The 21,069-nt window shown below is 65.8% G+C and carries 15 protein-coding genes; 9 read left to right on the forward strand and 6 right to left on the reverse strand.

Features of this window, described 5'->3' with window-relative positions:
* Nucleotides 1-208: 208 nt before the first annotated feature.
* Nucleotides 209-3,862 (reverse strand): hypothetical protein, encoded by a 3,654-nt coding sequence (locus tag Q1B24_RS12700; protein ID WP_299928929.1) that lies wholly within the window; start codon nucleotides 3,860-3,862, stop codon nucleotides 209-211.
* Between the two features lie 1,133 nt (nucleotides 3,863-4,995).
* Between Q1B24_RS12700 and Q1B24_RS12705 the strand changes: the two genes are divergently transcribed.
* The 6 genes from Q1B24_RS12705 to Q1B24_RS12730 all read left to right on the forward strand — a co-directional run bounded on the left by Q1B24_RS12705 (nucleotide 4,996) and on the right by Q1B24_RS12730 (nucleotide 12,873).
* Nucleotides 4,996-6,579: an ATP-binding protein gene (locus Q1B24_RS12705; RefSeq protein ID WP_299928933.1), complete on the forward strand. Its 1,584-nt coding sequence runs from the start codon at nucleotides 4,996-4,998 to the stop codon at nucleotides 6,577-6,579.
* A gap of 52 nt (nucleotides 6,580-6,631) precedes the next feature.
* The gene (locus Q1B24_RS12710) at nucleotides 6,632-7,438 is read left to right on the forward strand and encodes a hypothetical protein (RefSeq protein WP_299928936.1); all 807 of its coding nucleotides are present in this window, start codon (nucleotides 6,632-6,634) and stop codon (nucleotides 7,436-7,438) included.
* A 313-nt stretch (nucleotides 7,439-7,751) separates the two neighbouring features.
* Nucleotides 7,752-7,934 carry a hypothetical protein gene (locus tag Q1B24_RS12715; RefSeq protein ID WP_299928945.1) on the forward strand — a complete coding sequence of 61 codons (183 nt, stop codon included), beginning with the start codon at nucleotides 7,752-7,754 and terminating at the stop codon, nucleotides 7,932-7,934.
* Between the two features lie 771 nt (nucleotides 7,935-8,705).
* Nucleotides 8,706-11,699, forward strand: a complete 2,994-nt coding sequence (locus tag Q1B24_RS12720; RefSeq protein ID WP_299928947.1) for a hypothetical protein — start codon at nucleotides 8,706-8,708, stop codon at nucleotides 11,697-11,699.
* A 518-nt stretch (nucleotides 11,700-12,217) separates the two neighbouring features.
* Nucleotides 12,218-12,664 (forward strand): hypothetical protein, encoded by a 447-nt coding sequence (locus Q1B24_RS12725; RefSeq protein WP_299928949.1) that lies wholly within the window; start codon nucleotides 12,218-12,220, stop codon nucleotides 12,662-12,664.
* Nucleotides 12,665-12,675: 11 nt separating this feature from the next.
* Nucleotides 12,676-12,873, forward strand: a complete 198-nt coding sequence (locus tag Q1B24_RS12730; protein ID WP_299928952.1) for a hypothetical protein — start codon at nucleotides 12,676-12,678, stop codon at nucleotides 12,871-12,873.
* A 63-nt stretch (nucleotides 12,874-12,936) separates the two neighbouring features.
* On the opposite strand, the gene Q1B24_RS12735 is transcribed toward Q1B24_RS12730, so the two are convergent.
* The 5 genes from Q1B24_RS12735 to Q1B24_RS12755 all read right to left on the reverse strand — a co-directional run bounded on the left by Q1B24_RS12735 (nucleotide 12,937) and on the right by Q1B24_RS12755 (nucleotide 15,865).
* The gene (locus tag Q1B24_RS12735; protein WP_299928955.1) at nucleotides 12,937-14,043 is read right to left on the reverse strand and encodes a hypothetical protein; all 1,107 of its coding nucleotides are present in this window, start codon (nucleotides 14,041-14,043) and stop codon (nucleotides 12,937-12,939) included.
* 15 nt (nucleotides 14,044-14,058) lie between these two features.
* Nucleotides 14,059-14,262 (reverse strand): hypothetical protein, encoded by a 204-nt coding sequence (locus Q1B24_RS12740; RefSeq protein ID WP_299928958.1) that lies wholly within the window; start codon nucleotides 14,260-14,262, stop codon nucleotides 14,059-14,061.
* A gap of 173 nt (nucleotides 14,263-14,435) precedes the next feature.
* Nucleotides 14,436-14,954 carry a hypothetical protein gene (locus Q1B24_RS12745; RefSeq protein ID WP_299928961.1) on the reverse strand — a complete coding sequence of 173 codons (519 nt, stop codon included), beginning with the start codon at nucleotides 14,952-14,954 and terminating at the stop codon, nucleotides 14,436-14,438.
* 96 nt (nucleotides 14,955-15,050) lie between these two features.
* The gene (locus tag Q1B24_RS12750; protein ID WP_299928964.1) at nucleotides 15,051-15,650 is read right to left on the reverse strand and encodes a DUF2335 domain-containing protein; all 600 of its coding nucleotides are present in this window, start codon (nucleotides 15,648-15,650) and stop codon (nucleotides 15,051-15,053) included.
* 23 nt (nucleotides 15,651-15,673) lie between these two features.
* Nucleotides 15,674-15,865 (reverse strand): hypothetical protein, encoded by a 192-nt coding sequence (locus tag Q1B24_RS12755; protein ID WP_299928967.1) that lies wholly within the window; start codon nucleotides 15,863-15,865, stop codon nucleotides 15,674-15,676.
* Between the two features lie 462 nt (nucleotides 15,866-16,327).
* Between Q1B24_RS12755 and Q1B24_RS12760 the strand changes: the two genes are divergently transcribed.
* The 3 genes from Q1B24_RS12760 to Q1B24_RS12770 all read left to right on the forward strand — a co-directional run bounded on the left by Q1B24_RS12760 (nucleotide 16,328) and on the right by Q1B24_RS12770 (nucleotide 21,035).
* Nucleotides 16,328-16,594, forward strand: a complete 267-nt coding sequence (locus Q1B24_RS12760) for a hypothetical protein (protein WP_299928971.1) — start codon at nucleotides 16,328-16,330, stop codon at nucleotides 16,592-16,594.
* A 2,077-nt stretch (nucleotides 16,595-18,671) separates the two neighbouring features.
* Nucleotides 18,672-19,682, forward strand: a complete 1,011-nt coding sequence (locus Q1B24_RS12765; protein ID WP_299928974.1) for a UPF0158 family protein — start codon at nucleotides 18,672-18,674, stop codon at nucleotides 19,680-19,682.
* Between the two features lie 3 nt (nucleotides 19,683-19,685).
* On the forward strand, nucleotides 19,686-21,035 hold the full coding sequence (locus tag Q1B24_RS12770) for a hypothetical protein (RefSeq protein ID WP_299928977.1): 1,350 nt from the start codon (nucleotides 19,686-19,688) through the stop codon (nucleotides 21,033-21,035).
* Nucleotides 21,036-21,069 lie beyond the last annotated feature (34 nt).

Below are 21,069 nucleotides of genomic sequence, written 5' to 3' on the forward strand. Positions count from 1 at the left end.
GCGGCACGGCGGATGAGGAGCCGGCCGGGGCGCTGGAGGGGCGGCCAAGGGGTGCGGACCATCGCAGGACCCCACACCATGCCGACCGCCTCCAACTGGCTGCGCGACCCTCGTCGCCGCTGTCACACCCTGCTCGGTGGCTTCACGCTGGGGCCGATTCCTTAACAGACCGTGTGTCCGATGCGCGCTCCTCAGAGCCGCTGCGGCTCTATGGCAGCGCCGCCTCCGCGAGACGCGTCAGCTCTGGGTCAATAAAGATGCCGCTGTTCCTGCCCATGAAATTGAGCAGGTCGTCTCCTTTACGCCGCATGAGCGGGTCGGGGGAGCGAAGCGCTTGCTCGAGGATCTGATGGGCGGCTTTCCTCAGCTGGTAGGTGATCCCCCCTGTCCGGGCGTTGCACTGACGCACCAGCAGGTCGAGCGCTTCCAGCGCCTCAGGAAGGTGCTCGGCTGTTGCTGCCGCGGCAGCAAGCTGGTCGCCTACGAAGTGCAGGCCCTCGATGTCGACCGCGCGGGCCAGCACGATGAGACGGGGTAGCCACCACGAGTGCGGGAAGAAGCCGCACCTGACCCAGGATTCGAAGCCTGCCAGCTCGGCCAGGTCGCCGTCGCCGTCCTCAGCCGCGCCACGTCGGCTGTCCCACAAGGCCATCGCCCGTTCCATGATGGCGGGCTCGATGGAGTCAGCGCGGACCATCTCCCATCCGAGTTCGCTGAGGACCGCTGCGCGCTCAGCGATGGGAGCCCGGTGGTGGTACTCCACGAGCATGGGGTCGTGGAGCTCGATGTGTCCCCACAGGTACACCTTCAGGACCCGGTCGCCGAACAGCTGCGCGAGTGACCGGTCCTGCCGCCGATCTTGGGGAGGCTCGGCCGACCCGCGAAGACCGAGCAGAGCCGACCAGCCCGGCTGCACCGTTTCGAGCACTCCCAGGTTGGGGTAGTGGCTGGTCAAGGCCGCGGCGATGAATGCTTCGCCGAACGCGTCGGGTGTCGCCAGCATCGAGTTCCGCTGGGCGAACCACGCGGGAAGGTGCCTGAGCAGCCACCCTGCGTGCTCGCCGAAAACCACCGCGACCGCGATGCTGGGATCACGGTGCGGGGCCAGACGCCGCTCGAGAGCCGCCAGAGCGTCGCACACGATCGGGTCCCGGGCCAGGTCAGCCTCGGGCGTGGATCCAGCAGGACCGTATCTGCGCCTGACATGGGCGGCAACGAGAACAAACACAGCGTTCGTCGCAGTGGATCGGACGGTCTCGACCGAGTACGACAACGGGTCGTGCACAGCGTGAGGATGAACAGCCTCGTCCGGGCTGGTCGTCGGGTCCGGGTCTGAAGCCATCGCCGCAGCAAGCGCAATCGCGGGCCCAATCTGCTCAGCAGGGATGTCCTTCGCGGCGCCTGCTGTGAGAAGTCGACACAGATCCTTACGGTTCGACCGCATCTGTCGGGCCTCGACCACGGACTGCGGCTGGCCTCCACGATTCAAGCTGGAGTGCGCCGCGACCAGCGCGAGCAGCGCGTCCAGTACGCTAGTCCAGTCCACCAGGCTACGGAACGTGTTGGTCCCGGACCGCGCCGCTTCCCCCGCCCCGCCCACATCCGGTCCTCTTGCTCCGCTGAGCTCCCGATCTGCTTCCTCGTCGTTTTCCTCGGCGACTTGCTCGTCAACTTCCGGGTCGGGCTGGTGGTCGTCCGGCACTTCGCCCGCATCGGCCTCGCGCAGCGCATCTGCGAGGCCCGAGAGGTAATAGCCGACGGCAAGAGCGTCGAGGCGCAGGACTTCGTGCGCCAGGGTTGAGAACGCCGTCGGGTTGCGTGTGACAGCTTGTCCGAGGGCGCGCCCGAGGCGATCGTGGCGACGAGGGACGTCGCCGCCACTGTCCGCGAGAGTGTCATCGATCAGTCGCGCCACCTCGGAGACCACTTGCCGCGGCGCCATGTCGTGGAAGCCGAAGTCATCCTCGCGATCTTCGCGCCACTCACCCGAGGAGTCCGTAGTCGGAACTGCTCCGTGCTTTGCCACGAGCTCGTCGAGCATCCTCAGGGCGTGCCCGCGCAGCGCTTCGCGGCCCACGGCGGCCAGGCGGTGGAGTCGCTGCCGTTCGACGAAGTCCGCGACAGCATCGTCGGGAGTCAGGTTGGGGGGTGAGAAGGAGGCGATCCGCAACCTGGTCGCCTCGTCGAAGTCAGGTTCGCCGAGCACGGTGCTCTCCCACCGCGCATAGTTGACGTCGTCGAGAAGGGGCAGCGCCGCCGCGGCGAGCTCGTCCAGTTCGCGCTGACAGTTGCCGCTCTCGGCCAGCTCGGGAGCGGTGAGACGACGGGCGGCTTCGAGCATGACGTCCGCGCTCGGGCGCTGTCCTTGTTTGCGGGCGTGCTGGATCTCGTGGGCCAGGCAGTGCAGCTCGATGCGCACGAATATCGGCGCATATTGGGCACGCAGCGTGTGGAGCACTGAGGGCAGGCCGACCCTGGGCGCTAAGTTCGCGGCGCAGTCGCGTACGGCGTCGATGAGGGTGTCGCTCACCGTGTCGAACTGCATGTGATGTCGCGGGTTGGCGATCGATGGCCGGCGGATGTGGCTGGCGTCGTAGCCGTCGGGGTCGAACGTCCCCGAGAGGCGCTGTTCGGCGGCCAACCACCGCGTCAGGCTGTTGAAGATGCCGAGGTCGCCGTCGAAAGCCCCAACGACGCGGCGTACAGCGTCCTCGTAGTCGTGCTCGTCGACGTTTGCGACAACGGTGAAGCGGCCCAGCAGCGGGCGGGACGGCCCGTCCGGGTCCCGGAACGGTTGCAGCAGGCTATCCGCGATCAACTTCGCCTTGCGTCGCTGGGACCTGCTACCCGGGGCCAGCGTCTCGACCACTCGGATCGCGTCGACGCCGACGAAACGCGAAGCGAATCCGCTCGTGACACAACTGGTGACCGCGTTCGCCAGGATGGCCGCGGCCTCGCGCGGCGCCTCGCCCGCGGTCGCCACCACCAGTTCATGGACGCTCCATGCGACGTCTTTGCGGAACACTCGTGCCAAGACCTGGGCCGCCTCGACGGGGACCTCCGCGGCGATCTTGCGCAGGTAGTCCCCTTGCGGCCATGCCTGGTATGTCGAGGACCCGTCCGTGTCGTCGCGACGAAGCGGCGGATCGGAGAATGCGTGCTGAGCGTCGAGTTCGGGCAGCCAGCGCGGGTTGTGCAGACCGATGTAGAAAGCCCGCCGATGCTGAGGGTCTGCGAGCCGTGGCAGCACGCCTCGGACTGTCTCGGGCGTGGGAGCGACCCACTCGTCGTCAACCTTGGCGTTCGCGGAGACCAGCAGGTCGCTCACGTCAGCGAGGACGTCAAAGAAGCGGCCCAAGCGTCCGTAGAGTGCCTGCTCGATCACTTCAAGGTGCTCAATGACTTCACCGGTGGAACTCGTCGGCCACCTGGACAGGTCCCGATTCTGGGGATGGCGGAACTTCTCGAACCAAGCGACCGCACCTCGGACCGCCGCGAGCGTCGATCTGCTGCCGCCGGGGTCGTTGTCGCCCACCACAAGGGCCGCACGCATGCGTGCCGAACGCTCCGAAGCATCGCGCCGACTCTGGATGAGCGCGCGCGCAGCATCAGCCAGGTGCGCGGTCGCCGCGCTCGTGGGGTCCTCGTCGTAGGCCTCCAATGCGCGCTCAAGCAGCCGCTCGGACCCTCCGTCTCCACGTTGGCCGTGCACCTTCACCTCGCCGAGGACGCGCGGAAGACGGTTGACCATCTCGCGAATGCAGTGCGAGCCGATCATCAAAGCTCCGGTGGTGAGCGGCTCTTCCCCGAACACGTCGATCGCGCGTCGGTACAGGTCGGCGACGGTTTCGTCGCCGCGCAACCGCAACGCGTCATGGAGCTGCCGTCGTCGCGGCGTCCAGATGCCCGGACCCGAGGGCTCTGCCCTGAACTGCTCTGCGTTGCAGAAGGGTGGTTGCTGTTGAGTCATGTTTGGTCCCGTGCCCTGTTGCGGATGGCTAAAGCCCAACCGCGAACTCGCCGTCGGCCCGAGGCTACGTGGTGTCCAGGACGCTACGCGTCGATTGCCGAGCGGAGCGACCACAGGGTCTCCCGCGAGGAACTCGCGGCGTGGTCGGAGAGGTCTGACGACCTCGAAGCGATCGGCCACGCTTTCGTCAGCACCATGCCAGTCGCGAGGGGTCAATGCCTTGCGTAGCACCCATGGACCAGGCGTCGCCGCCCGCAGTCCGGGGCGTCGGCTTCACCAGCCCACGGACCAACTTTTCGCCACTTCCGCAACCGTGGAAGTGCCAAGATTGGCCTTTTCGGGCACATCGCGCCACGCTCAGTCATCACGTTCTTGCCACTTTGCCACTTTCGGCGGCAGTAAGTGGCAAACGCAAAACCGCAGGTCAGAGCCGTATAAAGGGTGTGTGTAGAAGACTTCTACTACTTTCTAGTAGTAGTAGTACTCATATGGGGTCCTCCCTAGTGTTCTTCATATATGTACCGAGGCCCTATATGTGTCCTCCCCCCGAGTGCCAAACTGGCGAAAGTGCCAGCTTTCGCCCTTGGAGACACCGTTTGTGCAGGTCAGAGGCCCTTTCGGGTTCGCCACCTGCGCGGAAAATGGGTGGTGAGGCGGTGGTGAACCCGCAAAATGAGGCCATCAAGGGTGTCAATCGGCCCTATTTCGCTGCAAGGACGGCGCCCCAACGCCTCTTCACGCGCGAAATCGGCTGGTTCGGGCTCGTGCGCGCCGGGTGAGGAGCCCGAGCGCAGCCCAAGGACGGCCCGGACATGCTTTTGCGCTGAGCACTGCTGTCGCCACTCGGTCGCGTCCACCAGGCACAGGGATGTCATGACCACTCGATGGGGGTCGTCTTGTGGACCCGTGTTCTTTCCGAGTTGTTCCCGCGCCTCGGCAGCGCGCATGACACCGCGCTGGGCGGCGGCGACCGACCGACCGCATCTACCGCAGCATCTAGGGTCCGTCGTGACAGGGGGATGCTGATGATCGTGGTTGACGGCCGCACCGACGAGGAGAAGCTGCTGGAGCTCCTCACCGCGGGCGCAGAAGAGACAGCTCTCGACTTCAAGTCGACGCTGGACTTGAGTGGGCGTGCGTCGAAGGACTCCTTGGAGTTCGCGAAGGACGCGATCTCTCTGGGCAACCTCCCGGCGGGCGGCTACATCGTCGTTGGAGTCAACGACAAAGGGGCGCCGGCCCACGACCAGGCTGCGATCGCCGTCGATCAGTTCGACTCCGCCGACCTGAGGCAGAAGGTCGCTAGGTTCGTGGACGCCCCTGTGAACATCATCAGTCAGCACCACGTCGTCGAGGGTCGAGACGTCGTCCTTATCTACGTCGGGCCCAATCCCGACGGTTTGCCGGTGCCGGTCAGCATCATCGGTCAGTACATGAAGGGTGACGGCAAGTCCGTCACCGTGTTCTCGGAGGGTGAAGTCCTCATCCGCGAAGGCACCTCGAACGTCCGCCTTCGGTACTCGCATTGGAACCAGCTCCTGGCGCGCTACCGTGAGCGGATCAAGGCGGAGGCGCGCAGAGACGCCGACGAGCTCGTTCGTCGCGTCGTCGAAGGTTTTCGAGGTAGTGGGCCGGGCGCTGCGCTCGTCGTCCCTCTAGACCCGGGAATGGATGACCAGACGCTGACGGAGGCGCTTATTACGCTCTTCGAGTCGGGTTCCACGGTTCGTGTGCAGGAGTTCCTCAACGAGGCTGCAATCCGAGCCGGTGCAGGTGACACGGGTCAGCGAGACGACCGACTGCGTGCGCTCGACCAGATCGCGGCCATTGCCTGCCAGGCCGTGCTCTACGACCAGCACGACACATTCCGGCTGGCCATCGTTGCGCTCGAGCGTGCCTACAAAGCACGGCTCCTGTCGCCAAGTCGCGTCGGCAATTTGGGCGGCGACCGCGACCGTGCCCAGCACTACCTCGACGTCTTCATCCGAGGCCTGGGTATCGGATCGCTCGCGGTGCGCCGCGGCTCATGGGACCTGCTGCCTGACCTCGCGAACCGAGCGATCGATGAAGGCGGTTACGTGTGGACTTCCTGGTTCCGGCATGCCTTGACCATGGCCTCACGTGCGAACCTGCTCAACGGCCCTCAAGGACAGGACAGAGGCGGACAGGCAATCTCCCTCGCGCGCGCTCTCGTGTCCGGCGCGCCTCACCTGCGGCCGGACTACCCGGCTGGCACTGACCTCCCTCGCGAAGAGGAGTTGACCCATGACGACTGGCTGCTGAACTCGTTGTGCGAGTTCGACCTGTGGTGGTGCATCTTGGCTGTCGCAGCGCGCAAGGGCGACGACAGCATGTCGGCGGCCTTCTACCCCAGTTGTTCCGCGTTCCACCAGTGGCGCTCCCACCCAACGCTCAGGCATATTGCGACGGAGTCCCATGTTCGAGCAGTCGCATTCCCCGACGCGAGTGACCAGGTGATCGCCAACTCGATGGTCACGGTCCTCGATGTGGCGATACGTCAGTCGCACCTCTACGGCGGATGGTGGGACGGCATTGGAGCCGACGCAGAGGTCGCTGCATTCGTGCGACAGCACGCGTCCGAACAGTGACTTCCGGGGCGAAGCGCAACGCAGCAGTGCCCGCGCGTGAGGAGGTAACGCCTTGACCAGCAATAGGACGACGACGCCGCCCGATGACGCCTGCCTTCTGTGCGGCACCAGCGAGGGCCTGACCGTCGAGCACATCATCCCGCAGACCCTGTGGAAGAGGTTCGGTATCGACCCCGACCGCGACGACCTCGCGCAGTATCGAACTGTGCTGTGCAACCGGCACAACCAGGCCACGAGCGCGCTTCACGGTCGCGCAGAGGTCATGGATCTCATCGAGCACGGAGAGCCGAGAGACCCGAAGACCCTGGTTCTGCTGGCGGACTGGGCCGTCTGGGTCACGCTGCTGCTCGGGCTAGCACGGGGCTCGGGTGTGCTCGGCGCCTCGGCGTCCAGGGCCCTCCTGCTCGAGCGCTTTGACGGCGTGCGCGGAGGTGGTCCGAAAGGGGTGCGGGTCTACGCCGCCCTGGTGTCCGAGTACGTCGAGGCGTCAGGGGAGGCCAGATCGCAGTTTGCTCTCGCACTCGTGGGGGACTCGCGAGTTGTCCTCGATCCCGCTGGGGAGCCTGTCGGTCTCTCGTTCCGGTTGGGCCCGGTAAACGCCTCGGAGGCGATCGGCCTCGGCAAGGTCGCGTTGCTGGTTGTCGGCAGGACCCACAGCTCAGGACCTGATCACCTAAAACGTCTCGATGCGGCGGCCGCCGACGTCGGCCTGTCACGCATCTGGCCGCCGGACAGCTCGGTTCCCGAGCTCGTCGAACAGCAGGTCAGCATCACCGACGTCAGCCGGCTATTCACCGTGATGCCGTTCAGCTCGGACATGTCACTGATGCCGCCTGGCATTCGCGCTCTCGGTGGCTAGCCGCGCGGGTTCCGGACAAGTTGAACTGGTGGGGCGGCTTGGAGTGGTCTCCAAGCGCAAGCACGGGCAGTACGGCGACGGGCTACCCGTCATCGGGGGTCAATCACCTCGGCAAGTAGGCGGACAGGCACCGTTGAGAAGCTCCGAGGTCAGTCTTCTCGGGCCCGCACACCTCAGACAGTCAAGCCCGGTGCCACAGGTACGTTGCGCACAGCGCTTTCAGGTCGTCCCAGCACGCAGCCAGCACGCTTTAGAGGGTGACGCGTCGAGCACGGCTCGACTCGCGATGGAGTCGACGTGGCACAGAGGAAGTATGAACTACAAACTGTGCGCCAGCTGCGCGACCAACGAACTCCAGGCGGAACTCGAGGTGCTGCGACGGCTCGGACTGGTCGTTCGCCTGAAAGAGCGTCGCGCGGACGGCTCTGCCATCTACGTTCCAATCCAGCACGTCTACGGTCGTCCCATCGACGAAATCCCAAACGACGACGCGTGAACCCCGGTCCGGAGTAGGAGTGGACTACGCGACTGTCGCCAGGCGTGGAGCTCTCCCGACCTTCCTTGACCTCAGGATCTGCCGTGGCCCTTGCGGTGAATAGGGGCTCCGCCGGCGTCGTCCGTGCCGGGCAAGACTTGTGTCGGCTCCCCGGCGTCACGGACACGGAGAGGTTCGCTCACGGCAGGGCAGCTCGCGGGCTAGAAATGCTGCGACGACCCGATCGTGTCGCCTGACACACCAAGTGTGCGTCAGGCCCCTTCAGGAGTTCACGCTGCTGGCCTCACCGTTACCAGCTGCGACTCGGCCCAAGACTGCGCTCGTGGGACAGCCGGTTCGACGGCTCACCGCATCGCTTGGCCACCTGAGTGAAGCCACGCGGCACAGAACCACCATGACCGCGAACAGAAGAACCCGCACGTCCAGCTACCCCGACGACGGGAGCAGCGGCGACACGAACCGCGACGCCCCGGTGCTTCGCATCGACTGGGACGCCCAAGGCGACCCAGAGCACATCGTTCTCGACTTCGAATCGGGCGAGTAGACGAAATCCAGATGCACCTCACAGCAACACGGGGTCGGGCTGCCCCGTCATCCGGAGTGACGGGCTCCTGCGAGGGCGAGGAATCGCGTTCGTCGATCGGGCCCGGGATCAGGTTTCTCGAGCCCCGCACACCGTCAAAAGGTCAGGCCAAGTGTCACAAGTACGCCGTCGGATGCGCGGCCTCTTGTGTCGTCTCGGCACCAGGTTGAAGCGTTAGGATTCATAAAGTGTCACGATCCATCTACCTTCCGGTGGAGCTTTCAGTGAGCGGCTACGTCCGCACAGACACGACTGGGACGATCAAGTGGCTTCCCGGTCACGACAAGGACCTCCACGACATGGTGGAGGTTCAGAGGCGGCCATTCCTTGTGGGCGGTCGCTCAAGCACCTCGTCGGGCCGGTCTGGTTACCGGAGCGCTGCGACGGACACCCATGAGGCTGCGGAGCGCCTCGCCGACGTGACGGGGATGGAGATCCGTCACCTGCTTCCGTCGATCGATGACCTGGCACACCTGCTTCGAACGCAGGCTCGTTCCCAGGTGCACACCACGCCGGACGGCCTCCAGTTCGTGAACAGGTTCATCCTCGTCGAGCTGGGCGACAGCGGAATCGTGTTGACCATCTCGACGGGCACCGGTGCGATGGTCTCTGAAGAGTTGGAGCAGCCGCACACTGCTGCGCTGGAACGGTATGCACGCGAGATCTCGCCGGTGATCGCTGGGATGTTCTTCAAGCGCACGGATCGCTACTGCCGCACGAAGCACGGCCACGTGAAGTTGTACGACCGGCTCGACCACATGAACGGCATCCATGGGATGTGGGCCGGGGACGGTCACATCGGCCGCTGGGACTTCGACCAGCCGCACACGTCGATGATGCTGGCAATGATGGCGTCTTTCGGTGCGACGGAGGCGACGGTGATGCGTCGTAAGACGTCGATGTCTCAGATGCGGCTGACGGGGGACCGGATGGAGGACGGGCGGGTGCTGATGGCTATCCCGCAGGCGGCACCTGTAGGGACGATGCGCTTCCGGGAGATCGCGACCAACAAGGCGTTCATGGCGATCGACACGCCGTCGAACTACCCGCCTGCCGACCAGGTGGTGGGCCTGCCCCAGGTAGTGGACCGGGCGGGCCAGCGGGCCGACCAGGTGGCCCTCGTGCGCGCCGTGCTGTCTCGGTGGGGCGTGGACGGCACCGATCCCATCGACATGTTCGTCGAGCTCGCTGAGGCGGGTATGAGCTCCGAGATGATCAGGCGGCGGTACGGCCCGGCGGCCACCTACAACTCCGAGCTGGTCGAGTACGGCTCGGCACTGAGCATGCGTGCGAGCAACTGGGCCCGCATCATGAGGTCGAACCTGTCGTTCTATGAGACGGGCGTCTTGTCGGTTCGGCTGGGGGAACAGTCGAAGGACATCAGCGACTGCTTTCCTCTTGATGGCCCGTGGGCACGCCCGGAGGACTTCGCGCGGATCCGCGCCTATGAGGCGCAGCGTGCCGCGAGGCTGGGACGCATTCGTCCGAGTCGGTGGGCGAGGTCTGGCTGGCAGGGACTCGAGGTGACCTTCGGTGGGGTCGCGGCGCAACTGCAGGGCCGCGACCGCAAGGGCACATCGATGCGCGTGCGAGGCCGCGGTGTCGACTGGGGCATCGAGCGCGAGGACCGGACCGCGCTGGAACGCAACTACTTCGTTGCCGAGGAAGCGCTGAACGGTTCGATCGTGGAGGCGCTGCGGCAAGCTGACGGCAACGTGCTGTCCAGCTTCTCCATGGAGCACGCCTCCCGGCGATCAACCGCGGCGCAGGAGCGGCGGGACCAGATCTCCACCAGGCAGGCCGCGTTGGCGGCCCAGCGGACGAAGATGGTTGACCGGATGCTCGATGACTCCTGCTCCCAGGCGCTGCTCGATGAGATCAAGAAGCGCGACGCGGTCCTCGCGAGTGAGGAGTCAGCGCTGGCGGTCGAACTGCGCGCGCTCGAGGTGGAGCTCGTTCTCGCACGCCAGCACGTCGGGGCCGACTCCTCGGACCTGGACAAGATCGTCGCCTTCCTGCGCGGTGAGTACCAGGTGGGCGTCCGCGACGCCCTCCACCGAGCCGTACGCAACCTCGCCTTCGAGGCCGAAGACGAGCGCCGCAATGCCCCGGTCGCCTGGTCCGGCGAGCTGGTGATCGACGATGAGCGCCTCGAGCGGGGGCTGTGGCGCGTGCCGTTCAGCGGACGCTTCGACCCGAACGAGGGGTACGCCAGCAACGGACTGGTCGGCCTGATGCGGCTGTTGCGGGCCGGTGAGGTGATGCGGTTCGCCGGCGGCAGGCTTGCTCAGGCGCAGCGTGACCTGGCAGCGCTCGCCGGGGTTCCGCAGAAGCGCCTGAAGTGTCTGGCGGCGAACGAACCCGAACTGGTGCGACTGTGGTCGGCGATCGAGTTTCCGGAGCCCGTGCCGGGGGAGGAGGCGGCCGATGTCGTCACCGTCGACGACCTGCTCGCCGACAGCGACCTCGTCGACGGGTTCGGTGGGCTCGAGGCGACGCGAAAACTGGTCGAGCGCATGCGAGCTCTCGTCGCGGATGACGGCGGTTGGCTGCGACCCACGGGCAGCAGCGCCACCGTCGCGACGATCCGAAACGCCGCGATCCTCGCGGGAGAGCTGCCGCGGGTCCGCCCGTCGAGTCATGCGAACACGACTGCCGTGAAGGGTCTCTACTCTGCCTCGGAAAAGTCTGGACAGATCCACCGCTGGACCTTCTCGTGGGGCCAGTGGCCGGCCATCGTGCCGTGCGCGTTCTGTGGCGGCATCTGGTGCGTCCCGACCCGCATCCGCGAGGTCGCGGGCTACCTGTGTTTGGACAAGTCGTGCCGCCGCGACGAGTCCGGCGTCACCTGGCCGTCGCAGTACGACCAGTACCTGTCCGGCGTCGAACTGCTCCTCGAAGCCGGCGTCGCGCTTGCGCTTCCGGACGACTTCAACCCGACTCCGCGAGGCCTCAACAACAGGGGTGTACGCGCCATCGACCTGCTGGGTCGGCGACGCTCCATCGCGGACCTGTCCGAGGAGGAGCGCGAGGACCTTGTGCGCTCCTACGAGTGCGGAGAGATGGTCAAGGAGCTGTTCGACCGACTGGGCATCGCCACCCACGTCGCGTACGAGTACCTCGACCAGCGTGGCGTGACGCGTCGGTCTCCCGGTCGACGCCGTTCCTCCGGATCTTCGTAGCGCGCAACTGGCAGCGCCAAGTCCCGCTTGCGCCACTCGGACTCGCTGCAAGTCTGCTCAGCCGGGGTCTGGGGTGCGCCAACCGGCGCATTCCGCACACATCGCGGTGGTACGCCCCGATCCACTCCTACCCACCACCCCTCCAAGTCCGTTGCGCACCCGCCGCGACGCAGCCGCTCGAAGGAGCACTCATGACCAGCACACCCACCCCGACTCCCAACTCAACTCCCAGTCAGTCGACCCAGTCGTCCGGCCGGTCCCCCAGGCAGTCAGCCCGCTCGCCTCACGCGACGGTCATCACGGCACAGCCTCGCGGTGCCGCGGCCTGGGCCGCTGAGCCGGACTCCGACCTGCGTCGACTCGTCGTCCGGCAGAGGCGGCCGCTCATCGTGCTCGGCCGGAGCGCATCCGGTCCGTTGAACGCGGCAAGGGACGCCCACCGGGCGGTCACGTCGCTGACCAGGATTGCTGGTGTCGACGCCTCGACAGTCCTCCCAACAGATCGCGACCTGGCCGACATGCTGCTCGCACACGGACGTGGGGCAACGGCCGCCGGCTCGGCGACGTTTACGGGCCGTTTCCTGCTGATCGACCTCGTCGGCAGCGGGATAGTGGTGTGCCTGTCCGAAGGTCCCGCCGACGGCATGCCATCTGACGTACCGACCAAGCGTCTTCCGACTCACGCCGACCTGCTCACCCGAATCGTTCGGCGTACCGGGCCCGCGGGCGTGTTCGCCACCCGCCCAGACCGCTTCTCACGCTCGCCGCACGGGATCACGCCGCTGTACAACGAGCTCGGCCGCCTTCACCGCGCCGGCGGAGCGTGGGCCGGGGATGGGATCACGGGCCGCTGGGGGCTCGATGATCCCATCGCGCCGCACCTGCTCGCGCTGTACGTCGCTGAACGCGCCTTCGAGGCCCGGCGGAACGCCGTCCACAGGGCTGCTAGGCGGGGCGACCGATGAACATGCCGCCCGTGACGCTGCCGCGAGAGGCCGCACTGCTCAACCCGCACCTCGCCTACGTCCGCAAAGACTCCGCGCTGAAGCAGGCCGCTACGTGGAACCGCGTGCTGGCCGACAACTCAACCTTGGGGCCCGGCAGTGGGTTCGTCGTGGGGGTGGGGGAACGGTGCAACGGGCGATACCCGCTGGTCTGGGCGAGCGTGACGTAGCGCTTGCCTCGAGCGGTGGCCCGCCGCTTCGGTTTCGTCTCGACCCCGTGTCGGAACGTGCCGTCATGAAGGGGGCTCGGTTGTCGACTCGGTGGGCTCGGCCGGCTCGGCCGGCTCGGTCGGCACCGGCAGTTGCACCGGATCAGCAGCGACGACGGTGCCGTTGCCGGAGGACACAACGAAACGAGCCGCCGTGGCACAGTCCTCGCTCGGCACAAGAACGACCTCTACCCCGCTACTGCTGGATGCAAGTGCCATGACCGGTACGCCTTCCGCCTTGGATGTCGCGGCGCAGTCCTCGCCGAGAAGTGAGGCGTGTCTGTCCACTCCGTCCTGCGTGAGCCGCAGTTCGGCGTAGACGGGGACGGCGTCCAGAGCACTGTCAGCGGAGGGCTCTGGGTCCGGAGGATTGGCTGCCCAAGCGAAGGTCACGAAGGCAGCGGCCGCGACGAGGGCGGCCACAAAGACGCCTTTACGCATCTGGGCGAAGGCCGCCCGGAGGTCAAGGTAAGTGGCGAGTTGAACGACGTGTACGACGGTGGGACGAAGCTTCTTCGCTCTAGCCGCAGCAGCGTCGACCTCCGCCTGACTTGCCGCGATCTTCTTCTTGAGCGCTTCGACCTCCGAGGACTTTGTCGCCAGACCAAGGTCGAGTTGTGCCTGTTCAACCGCCTTCGTGGCATCGATCTCATCGGTGCGCGCGGTGTCGTAATCGGCTAGCAGTTCTGTCACGGACTCACGGCCGGCTCGCAGGCCGGGGTCGCTGGCAGCGAGCTTGACCAGTTCGGACTTGCCGTCACGGGCCTGCTTCGCGGCAAGTGCGAGGCCGCCCAGCGCGGGTAGTTGTATGACGGTAAGTCGGTACACGGCAAACGCTACGGCCGCTACCGCGACTACAGCGGCGCCGATGGCAAGACCAAAGCGGACCGGTTCGTCCTCGGGCGACATCGTGCCGATGTCCGACAGCTGCGAACCGGCCAGCATGACTGTGGCAATTGCCGCGAGAGCTCCTGCCAGCCAAGTCGCGGTCGTGCGTATCTTTTCTGCGCCCGGCTGGTAGGGGTTCGGCGGGTCTGCAGACGGTGAGTCTTTATCGGCGACGACTGGTTTGGCCTTGCCGGGCTTGACCAAGGCGACCGCGCGACGGGCCACCGCAATGATGCCGCTCACCCGACGACTCCTGCCCTAGTCCTCAGGCCGGAACCGCAGGAGCAGGTCGTTCTCGTCGCAGAAGTCACTGACCTGTTGCAGGACCTCCGGATGGACTGGTCCTCTTGTCAGCACCTCAAGCGTGCGGGCCGCGCGCGCGTCGTCAACGAGCCGTGCCAACGCATCATTCTCGTCCTTTTCGCCGGTCAAAGTAATGACGATGATGGGTCCGTCGATCATTGCGTGCCCCCGTGTCTCGCGACGTCCTTAGCAAGATATTGCGCCTGGACGCGGACAGGGCGCAATGCTCTTCTCCGGGCAGGCGCCAGCGGCGGTCCCGCGCCCGCAGGACTTCGCTTCGCCCCAGAAGTAGCCAGCTCGGTACTCAGGCGGCGTCGAACAGCGACGCCAGTTCACACCGCGTCGCGCACGCTCGCCCAGAACTCAGCGGTGGTGTCGCGCTCTTGAGCGTCGTTCGGATAGTCGCCGAACAGCGGGAGGGCCAAGCGATGTCCGTCATGGAAGACCACCTCGTACACGAAGTCCCATGCGAAATCCTTCGCGTCGGCTGGCCTGGAGACCGTTGCGTCGGCGATCTCAAGTGCAACGACATCGCTCAAAGGACGCGACCACGCCTCGAGCTCATCAGGAATCGGCCCGTCCTCGTTGACGTCTGAAGAGTTCCAGGAATCGATGTTCTTGGAGGCACTGACGTGCAAGAGGTGGGTGTCGGTGAGCCAGGCCGCGCGCCAGGTCGTCACGGGCTGTCCGTTCGTGCGTGAGTCGCGATACTGGCACAGCGCCGCCGTGATGGTCTTCGTGCCGAGCAGTTGCAGGAGGGGGCCCAGGACGATCACGGGGGCGTCGCGTCCTACCGTGGAGGTGCGGAGGTTGTCTCGCGCCTTCTCATACTGCTCGGATGTGAAGTCCATGTCCTCAGGCTAGGGCGTGGACGGAGCGGCCCGTTCCGGTGCCATAGCTCGGCGCCGTGAGGGCACTGCGGCGAGCATGGAGGGCCGTGCCGAGTGCTAGGACCGGGATGTGTCGATCGCTGGAGGGCCGTCGGACTCGGTACCGCCGGCTTCGACGGACCTGGCGGCAGGGTCTTGGCCCTCGGCCGCACCGTCACCTGGACGAACGAGGCGTCCAATCACGAATACGGCTGCGAGGCCGACGAGGTCCACGCCAGCAAGGATTGCCGCAATCTCGGGGTGTCCGGTCAGGGCCAGGATGGCCGCGATGACGATGACGAACGCGCTGATCCACAACCCGTAGCGCTGGCCCCGCTTAGTGACGTCGTAGTTGTGATCGACATCCTTCTCGATGATGTCGGCCTGGCGGGAGTCCATGGTGTGGCGATGTTGTTGCTCCCGCTCGGCCATGGCGAGGATGCGTTCGGCGCTCCCGGGCACGATCCGGTCGATGGATCGCAGGTACTCCGCTGAGGGAAGCGGTCCGCTGTGCGTCGTCGAGACGCGCACGGTGCGGCGCAGGGCTCTGGCCAGCTCACCCTGGTTGACCGGTCGCTCGCTGTCTCGTTCGAGCGTGTCGATGAACTCTTCGACGATTTCCCCGTCGGCGGTCTCGACGATCTCGCGCTCGTTGACTCGGTCCGGACCGGCGGGCAACGTAGGGTCCGGATCCTGTTGACTCACCGGCGCTTGGCGCCCTTGTCGACCACCGTGACGATGGCAATGCGGAAGTCCTTGGCGAGGTTGCGCTGGTCGGACACGGGGTTGCGGAGCTTCAGGGTGCGATTGAGGTGACGGCGGTAACCAGTTCCGCCGATGTCCATCATGGAGCCGGCGCCTTCGATGCCGGCCCGCAAGGTGCGCGAGACCATGTTCACCTCCCACTGGTGATCGTGCTGTCGTCTGGTGGTACGACGCGACATGCCGCTTGGCCGTGTTACACCATTATGTACACACGCTTAGCGTTAGCGCGAGGAATCGTGAGGTCAACAGCCTTCACGACTGGGTTTCGTGCACCAGGGACGGGAGATCGTGCGGCGCCATGGATACCCCGCCGAAAAACTTGACACGCGAGGTACCCTTCGAGGGCATGCCCCTTCAGCCCTCCGGGTCGAAGGGTACCTCATGGGTGAAGATCTTCCGGTGAGATCGCCATGGCGCCGCACGATCTCCCGTCCCTGTGCACCGTGCCTACGTCCACCGCTCTTCGTGATCAGCGGCTGTCGGGCCGAGATCGAGCCGTTCTCCCGCACGCGGCGGCGGCCGCGGTGCACAAGGGGCTGACCGCGTGGGCGCCCCGTACGGACTCCCAACCGTGGCATCTGGGGCGACACATGTGCGCCGCATTGCTCTCGATGCTCGGCGCTGACAACGGTCTGCGCGTCCCTGGCCCATTGCAGCGCAACGCGGACGTCCTTCAGGTGGGGCCGATCACCCTCATCACCAGCAACGTGGTTGCGAACTTCATCGATGTTGAGACCGAGCTGCGCACACCAGTCAGCGTGCTGTCCTTCATGCGCCCCACAGTCCGCGTATGGCTGCAGAAGCCCCTGTTCGAGATCGCCAACGACGCGATCGTCGCTGGCATGATCGACGACTAGTTCGCATACGAACTGCACCTCGGCGGCGCGGTCGCGTCAGCAACGACGCTGCTCACTCTGTGCCTCTTTGTACCTCTTTGTACTTCCTTGTTCTCTTTGATAGTTCGTTCGCCACACCTCGACCTCGTCTCGCGCAGGGGCTGGCCCCGGCGGGCACGACCCGCGGCTCGAAGCTGTTTCAGCTCTGCTCGCGGCGAAGCCAAGGTGGCACAGGGAGGACATGAACGCAGACATCAGTCACGTCAGCACTCAGGACATCGAGGCGACGCTCGAGGAGCTTCGCACGAAGGGCCTGGTCGTCCGCCTCGCCGAGAGACGCGGCGGGTCACCCGTCTACGTGTTGCCGGAACATGTCGACGGACGACCCGTCGACGCGCTGCCCCCAGCCTCACCTTGGTCGCACGCGCGAAGACCTACGCGAGCCGCGAGAAATAGGGGTTCCGAGATGGACTGACTCCGAGGCGCGGCGGTTCCACCCGAGACAGCGACACAATGCTGTCCTGAGTTCGCCGGCGAACGCCGAAGAGCCATCAACGGGTTTCAAGACGACGCTCCCTCGACGAGGCCGTATGCCACCGCAACCGGGGCGTACCGTTGCAACATGGAGCGTGGTGCGGCGCCAAGCCCAACGGACGGGCGCGGGGGCGGTCTCGCGGCTGGCTACTCGGTCATGACCGCAGCGGAGAGGCAGTTCCTCATCGACTCCGGACTTCCGCATAACTCGTTCGATCCCGAGGTTATGGCGGCGGCTCGACAGCGGCTCGCTGAGATTGCGGAAAGGACGAGAGCTGCGGCCTCCCCTTTTCTCGACGTGGCTGCCGTGGCCCGTCGGCTGAACCGGTCGCCTTCGACAGTGCGGCGCTGCGCCCGTACCGGCGACTTGTACGCCGTACGCGTCCACCGCAGGCTCGGCTTCCCCTCTTGGCAGTTCCCGCAGCCGCAGCGGCTGAAAGGTCTGCGAGAAGTGCTTGCCGTCTTGCCCCAGTCAATGCATCCGCTGTCCCTCGAGGGTTGGATGACGACGCCTAATGAGGAGCTCGACGATCTCACTCCGTTGGCGTGGATGGACTCGCACGGTGACCTTGAGCCAGTGCTCGCCCTCGCGGAGTCCCACGCGCGCACGTGACCGCCTCGCTGCCGCATTGAGGGCGAGCCCGGGCGTAGCAGGCGGCCAAGTCGGTGCCATTCGCTGCCTGCGAACGCTATGCGGCGGGCTCACATCGACTGCACACCCAAGGGAACTCGCCGCGTACTAACAGGCTCGCGTCCCGTCCGCACGAGTAGCAGAGCTTCCGGCTGTGCAGATCGTCCACACACAGATCGACGAGCGGAGACCATTCTTCGCCTTTCGCGACGTAGTAGTCACGCCAGCCAGCGACTCGGGGGCCGGAGTGTTCGTCGAGCGAGAGCGTGACCTGCAGGTCCTCGAGGCTGGCGGGAGGTGTGGGTGGAAGGGCCTGGGAGGAGGAGGCGGTGTCGTTCACGACGTCATGTTAGGACGAATACAGTGTCACATTGGCGACGCCCAAGTCGCGTGAGGGCGTGGCGTCGGAATCAGCACGGGTTGGGAACGGCGCGTCGCCGCCTTGGGCAATCCGAGCCCGGCACCTCTGAGCGCAGCTCTGAGCCGATCGGCCAGGCGCTTGCCACGGAGGCGTCGGCGGCCCCGGGCAAGGAGCGGCGACACGCCGAGGAAGCAGGCAGCGGGACGGTGATTGACTCCACCGGTACGATCACGCCGGCGGACGTAGTCCGATTCCATTACCCGGCGTGATCGTACCGGTAGCGCCGATTCTTGATATCTGAGCCAATACAGCCCTACTATCTGTCTCGGAGAGTGCTGTAACTCTGACCTTGACAAAGTCGACGCTCGTCAAGACCAGGGTCGAACTCGCCAACCAGTTCGTGGACCAGTTCTGTTGATGCACGGTAGACAGGACACAACGGCCGACGAACCCCCGAGGGGAAGCGCGGTTGGCGAGAAGCTGATGCCGGTACTGCTACCACAGACGACTGCAGAAGGAGCCGAGCCCGTTGGGGCTCGGCTCCTTCTGCCCTCAACGATGTGGAGTAGTAGATGTCGAACAGCGACGAGCAGCCCGAGGCAGTCGCAGGATCCGGCGACCTCGTCGCTGATGCGCTGAAAGTCCTCGAGACGGCCGTAGCCTCACGGACGGTAGGGGATCGCGCACCGACTGCCAGCGAGGTGCGGATCGCGATGAAGCAGCTCACCTATGACGGGTTCGACCCGAAAGCGCTGGGGTTCCAGCGCTTCAGAGACTTCCTCGCCCTGGCAGAGGCAGAGGGGCTAGTAACCCTCCACACAGACCGACCGGGCGACCTGCTCGTGTCGGTACGCGGAGGGGCCGCACGCCCCAAGGGGCACGTACGCGTTCGCCGAGACCTGTGGCGAGCAGTACTCGACTGGGCACCTGACGTCGACCACTATCTGGACCTGGAACAGGACCGGGTGCTCACACTGCCGACAAAGCCCGTCCCTCTCGAGCCGGTGAAATTCAGCCAAGTCCGCGGGCGAGTCGATGAAGGCGATCCTACTCTGGTGCTCGTTCCAGCCGTCCCGATCCGAACGCAGATTGGATGGATGGAACGATTCGCGACTGCGCTCGACGACGAGCAGTTGCGAAGTCTGCTGGTCGGGGCACTGCACGGCGATAAGCCAGCCAAACTCTTCAGCACCGTGCTCCGGAACGAGCCTGCCGCTCAAGACCGCTGGCAGCAGTCCCTGGCAACCAACGTCCTCGCCCATCTGCAGAAGTGGAAGGACGACGACCCCGGGCTCGCGGACGTCCGGATCGTCACCGAGGGCTCTCCTCCGGCTTCGGCGAAGGCTCACGAGACAGCGGCGACTGCAGCGGCAGCAGCACCTGCACGCGCTCTCGTCGACGCTGCCGGCAGCATTATCCTGACAATGCAGAGCCACCGGTCGCCCTCCTCACGATCCCGGCGCCGCTCCGGCAGCGAGGCCGAGGAGCAGCTCCGCAACCTGTTGCACCAGGCGATCGACCGGATGCCGGAAGAGGAGCTGCGTGTTCTCCGCATCCCGGTGGGATATCTGCTGGAGGACTGACTCATGCACACGCTCCACGACATCACGTCGAGCGTGCGCCGAACACACGAGGTGCGCGCTGGCGAGGGGTGGCCCGAAGGCCTGGAACCCAAGACAAAGTTGCGCGTGCCCGACCACGGCAACCTCGTGTTGCCCAAGCAGGTCGAGGGACTGGGCGTGTGGCAAGACGAGGCACACGCCGACCGAGTCCCGCTGCCAGCGGAACATGTCCCCGAGGCGCGGGCGGCCCTACTGGCTCGCCCAACCTTCGTGGCCCCCCTGCCGGTTCCTGAGGACGAGTGGTTCGATCGGCAGCGTATCGACCACTCGACGTGGCGCCGGGAGAACAACCCTGTTCATCTGCTGGCGGCGGTCGCCTTCGAGGGTGGCGGCAGCGTGGTCTTCGGGCTCTCGCGCACCATCATCGTGGAGAACCTTCGCGGTTTCGGTGCCTCGGAGATCGTCTCCCACGAGGAGGAATGGTTCGACGGCGATGTTGAAGCGCTCGCTTCCGCGATGTCATTGCAGGTCATCGACGCGGTGGGGCTGCGCCCGCAGGCAGAAGGCACCAGTGCGCCGTGGACCACGGTGGTCATGCTGCTCAACGACGAAGCCAATGAGCCGCATCTTCCTGACGATTGGAAGAAGCTCCTCGCGTTGGTCGCCGGTCTGCATGGTGTGAACCTGGAGGTGTACGCGAACGCTTGGAGCAAGAAGCCTCGGGTGCTCAGCGACCTGAGGACCAAGCCGCCAGACGGGCTGCTCGTCGCCGATGGGTCGATACCTGTTCCTGAGACCTTCTTGGGCCCCTACCGACGCTTCCGTCCGCACGGGTACGCGCAGCTGCTGGGAACCGCAGGGGCGACGGATTTCGCCGAGCACGTCCTCGAGCTCGACATGCACTTGCGCGAGATGAACCCGCTCTCCCTCGGACAAGCGACCGACCAGGACACCGTCACGAAGCCCAAGGACTGGGTGGAAGGCAAACGCCTCATCGAGGAGCTGGAAGGCGACCACTTCAAACTGACCCAGCGTGCGCGAGGTCAGTTGAAGGACAACCCGTACCCCGACCCCGCACGCATGTTCAAACATGTCCAAGCGCTCGCGGCGATCGCCCGCCGGTACCACGAGAACGATGGATCGCTGGGGCAGCGCCTCGAGGACGTCGCCACCGAGTTCGAGATCGAGATCGCCATGTTCGACTCGAACCTGACGCCGAACAGCATCGAGTCAGGTGACTACAGCTACCCGGCCGAACCGCACGTGAAGGTTGACGACGCAAAGCCGGCCAACGAGTGCGGACGGATCTACTTCGCCATGGACAACCGCAAGTACCTCTTCCTCGTCGACCACATCGGGCTGCACGACTACTGAGGTGCGGTTGACGCCCGACTCGCCCGTGCGTCGC

The sequence above is a fragment of the uncultured Nocardioides sp. genome, from assembly GCF_947488025.1.
In the GTDB taxonomy this organism is placed as follows: Bacteria; Actinomycetota; Actinomycetes; order Propionibacteriales; family Nocardioidaceae; genus Nocardioides.

What these genes read in the sequence shown, in the direction of transcription:
- Q1B24_RS12705 (WP_299928933.1), top strand. Translation starts at nt 4,996, where the DNA reads ATGATCGTGGTTGACGGCCGCACCGACGAGGAGAAGCTGCTGGAGCTC.
- Q1B24_RS12715 (WP_299928945.1), top strand. Translation starts at nt 7,752, where the DNA reads ATGAACTACAAACTGTGCGCCAGCTGCGCGACCAACGAACTCCAGGCG.
- Q1B24_RS12725 (WP_299928949.1), top strand. Translation starts at nt 12,218, where the DNA reads ATGCTGCTCGCACACGGACGTGGGGCAACGGCCGCCGGCTCGGCGACG.
- Q1B24_RS12740 (WP_299928958.1), bottom strand. Translation starts at nt 14,262, where the DNA reads ATGATCGACGGACCCATCATCGTCATTACTTTGACCGGCGAAAAGGAC.
- Q1B24_RS12745 (WP_299928961.1), bottom strand. Translation starts at nt 14,954, where the DNA reads ATGGACTTCACATCCGAGCAGTATGAGAAGGCGCGAGACAACCTCCGC.
- Q1B24_RS12755 (WP_299928967.1), bottom strand. Translation starts at nt 15,865, where the DNA reads ATGGTCTCGCGCACCTTGCGGGCCGGCATCGAAGGCGCCGGCTCCATG.
- Q1B24_RS12760 (WP_299928971.1), top strand. Translation starts at nt 16,328, where the DNA reads ATGTGCGCCGCATTGCTCTCGATGCTCGGCGCTGACAACGGTCTGCGC.
- Q1B24_RS12765 (WP_299928974.1), top strand. Translation starts at nt 18,672, where the DNA reads ATGTCGAACAGCGACGAGCAGCCCGAGGCAGTCGCAGGATCCGGCGAC.
- Q1B24_RS12770 (WP_299928977.1), top strand. Translation starts at nt 19,686, where the DNA reads ATGCACACGCTCCACGACATCACGTCGAGCGTGCGCCGAACACACGAG.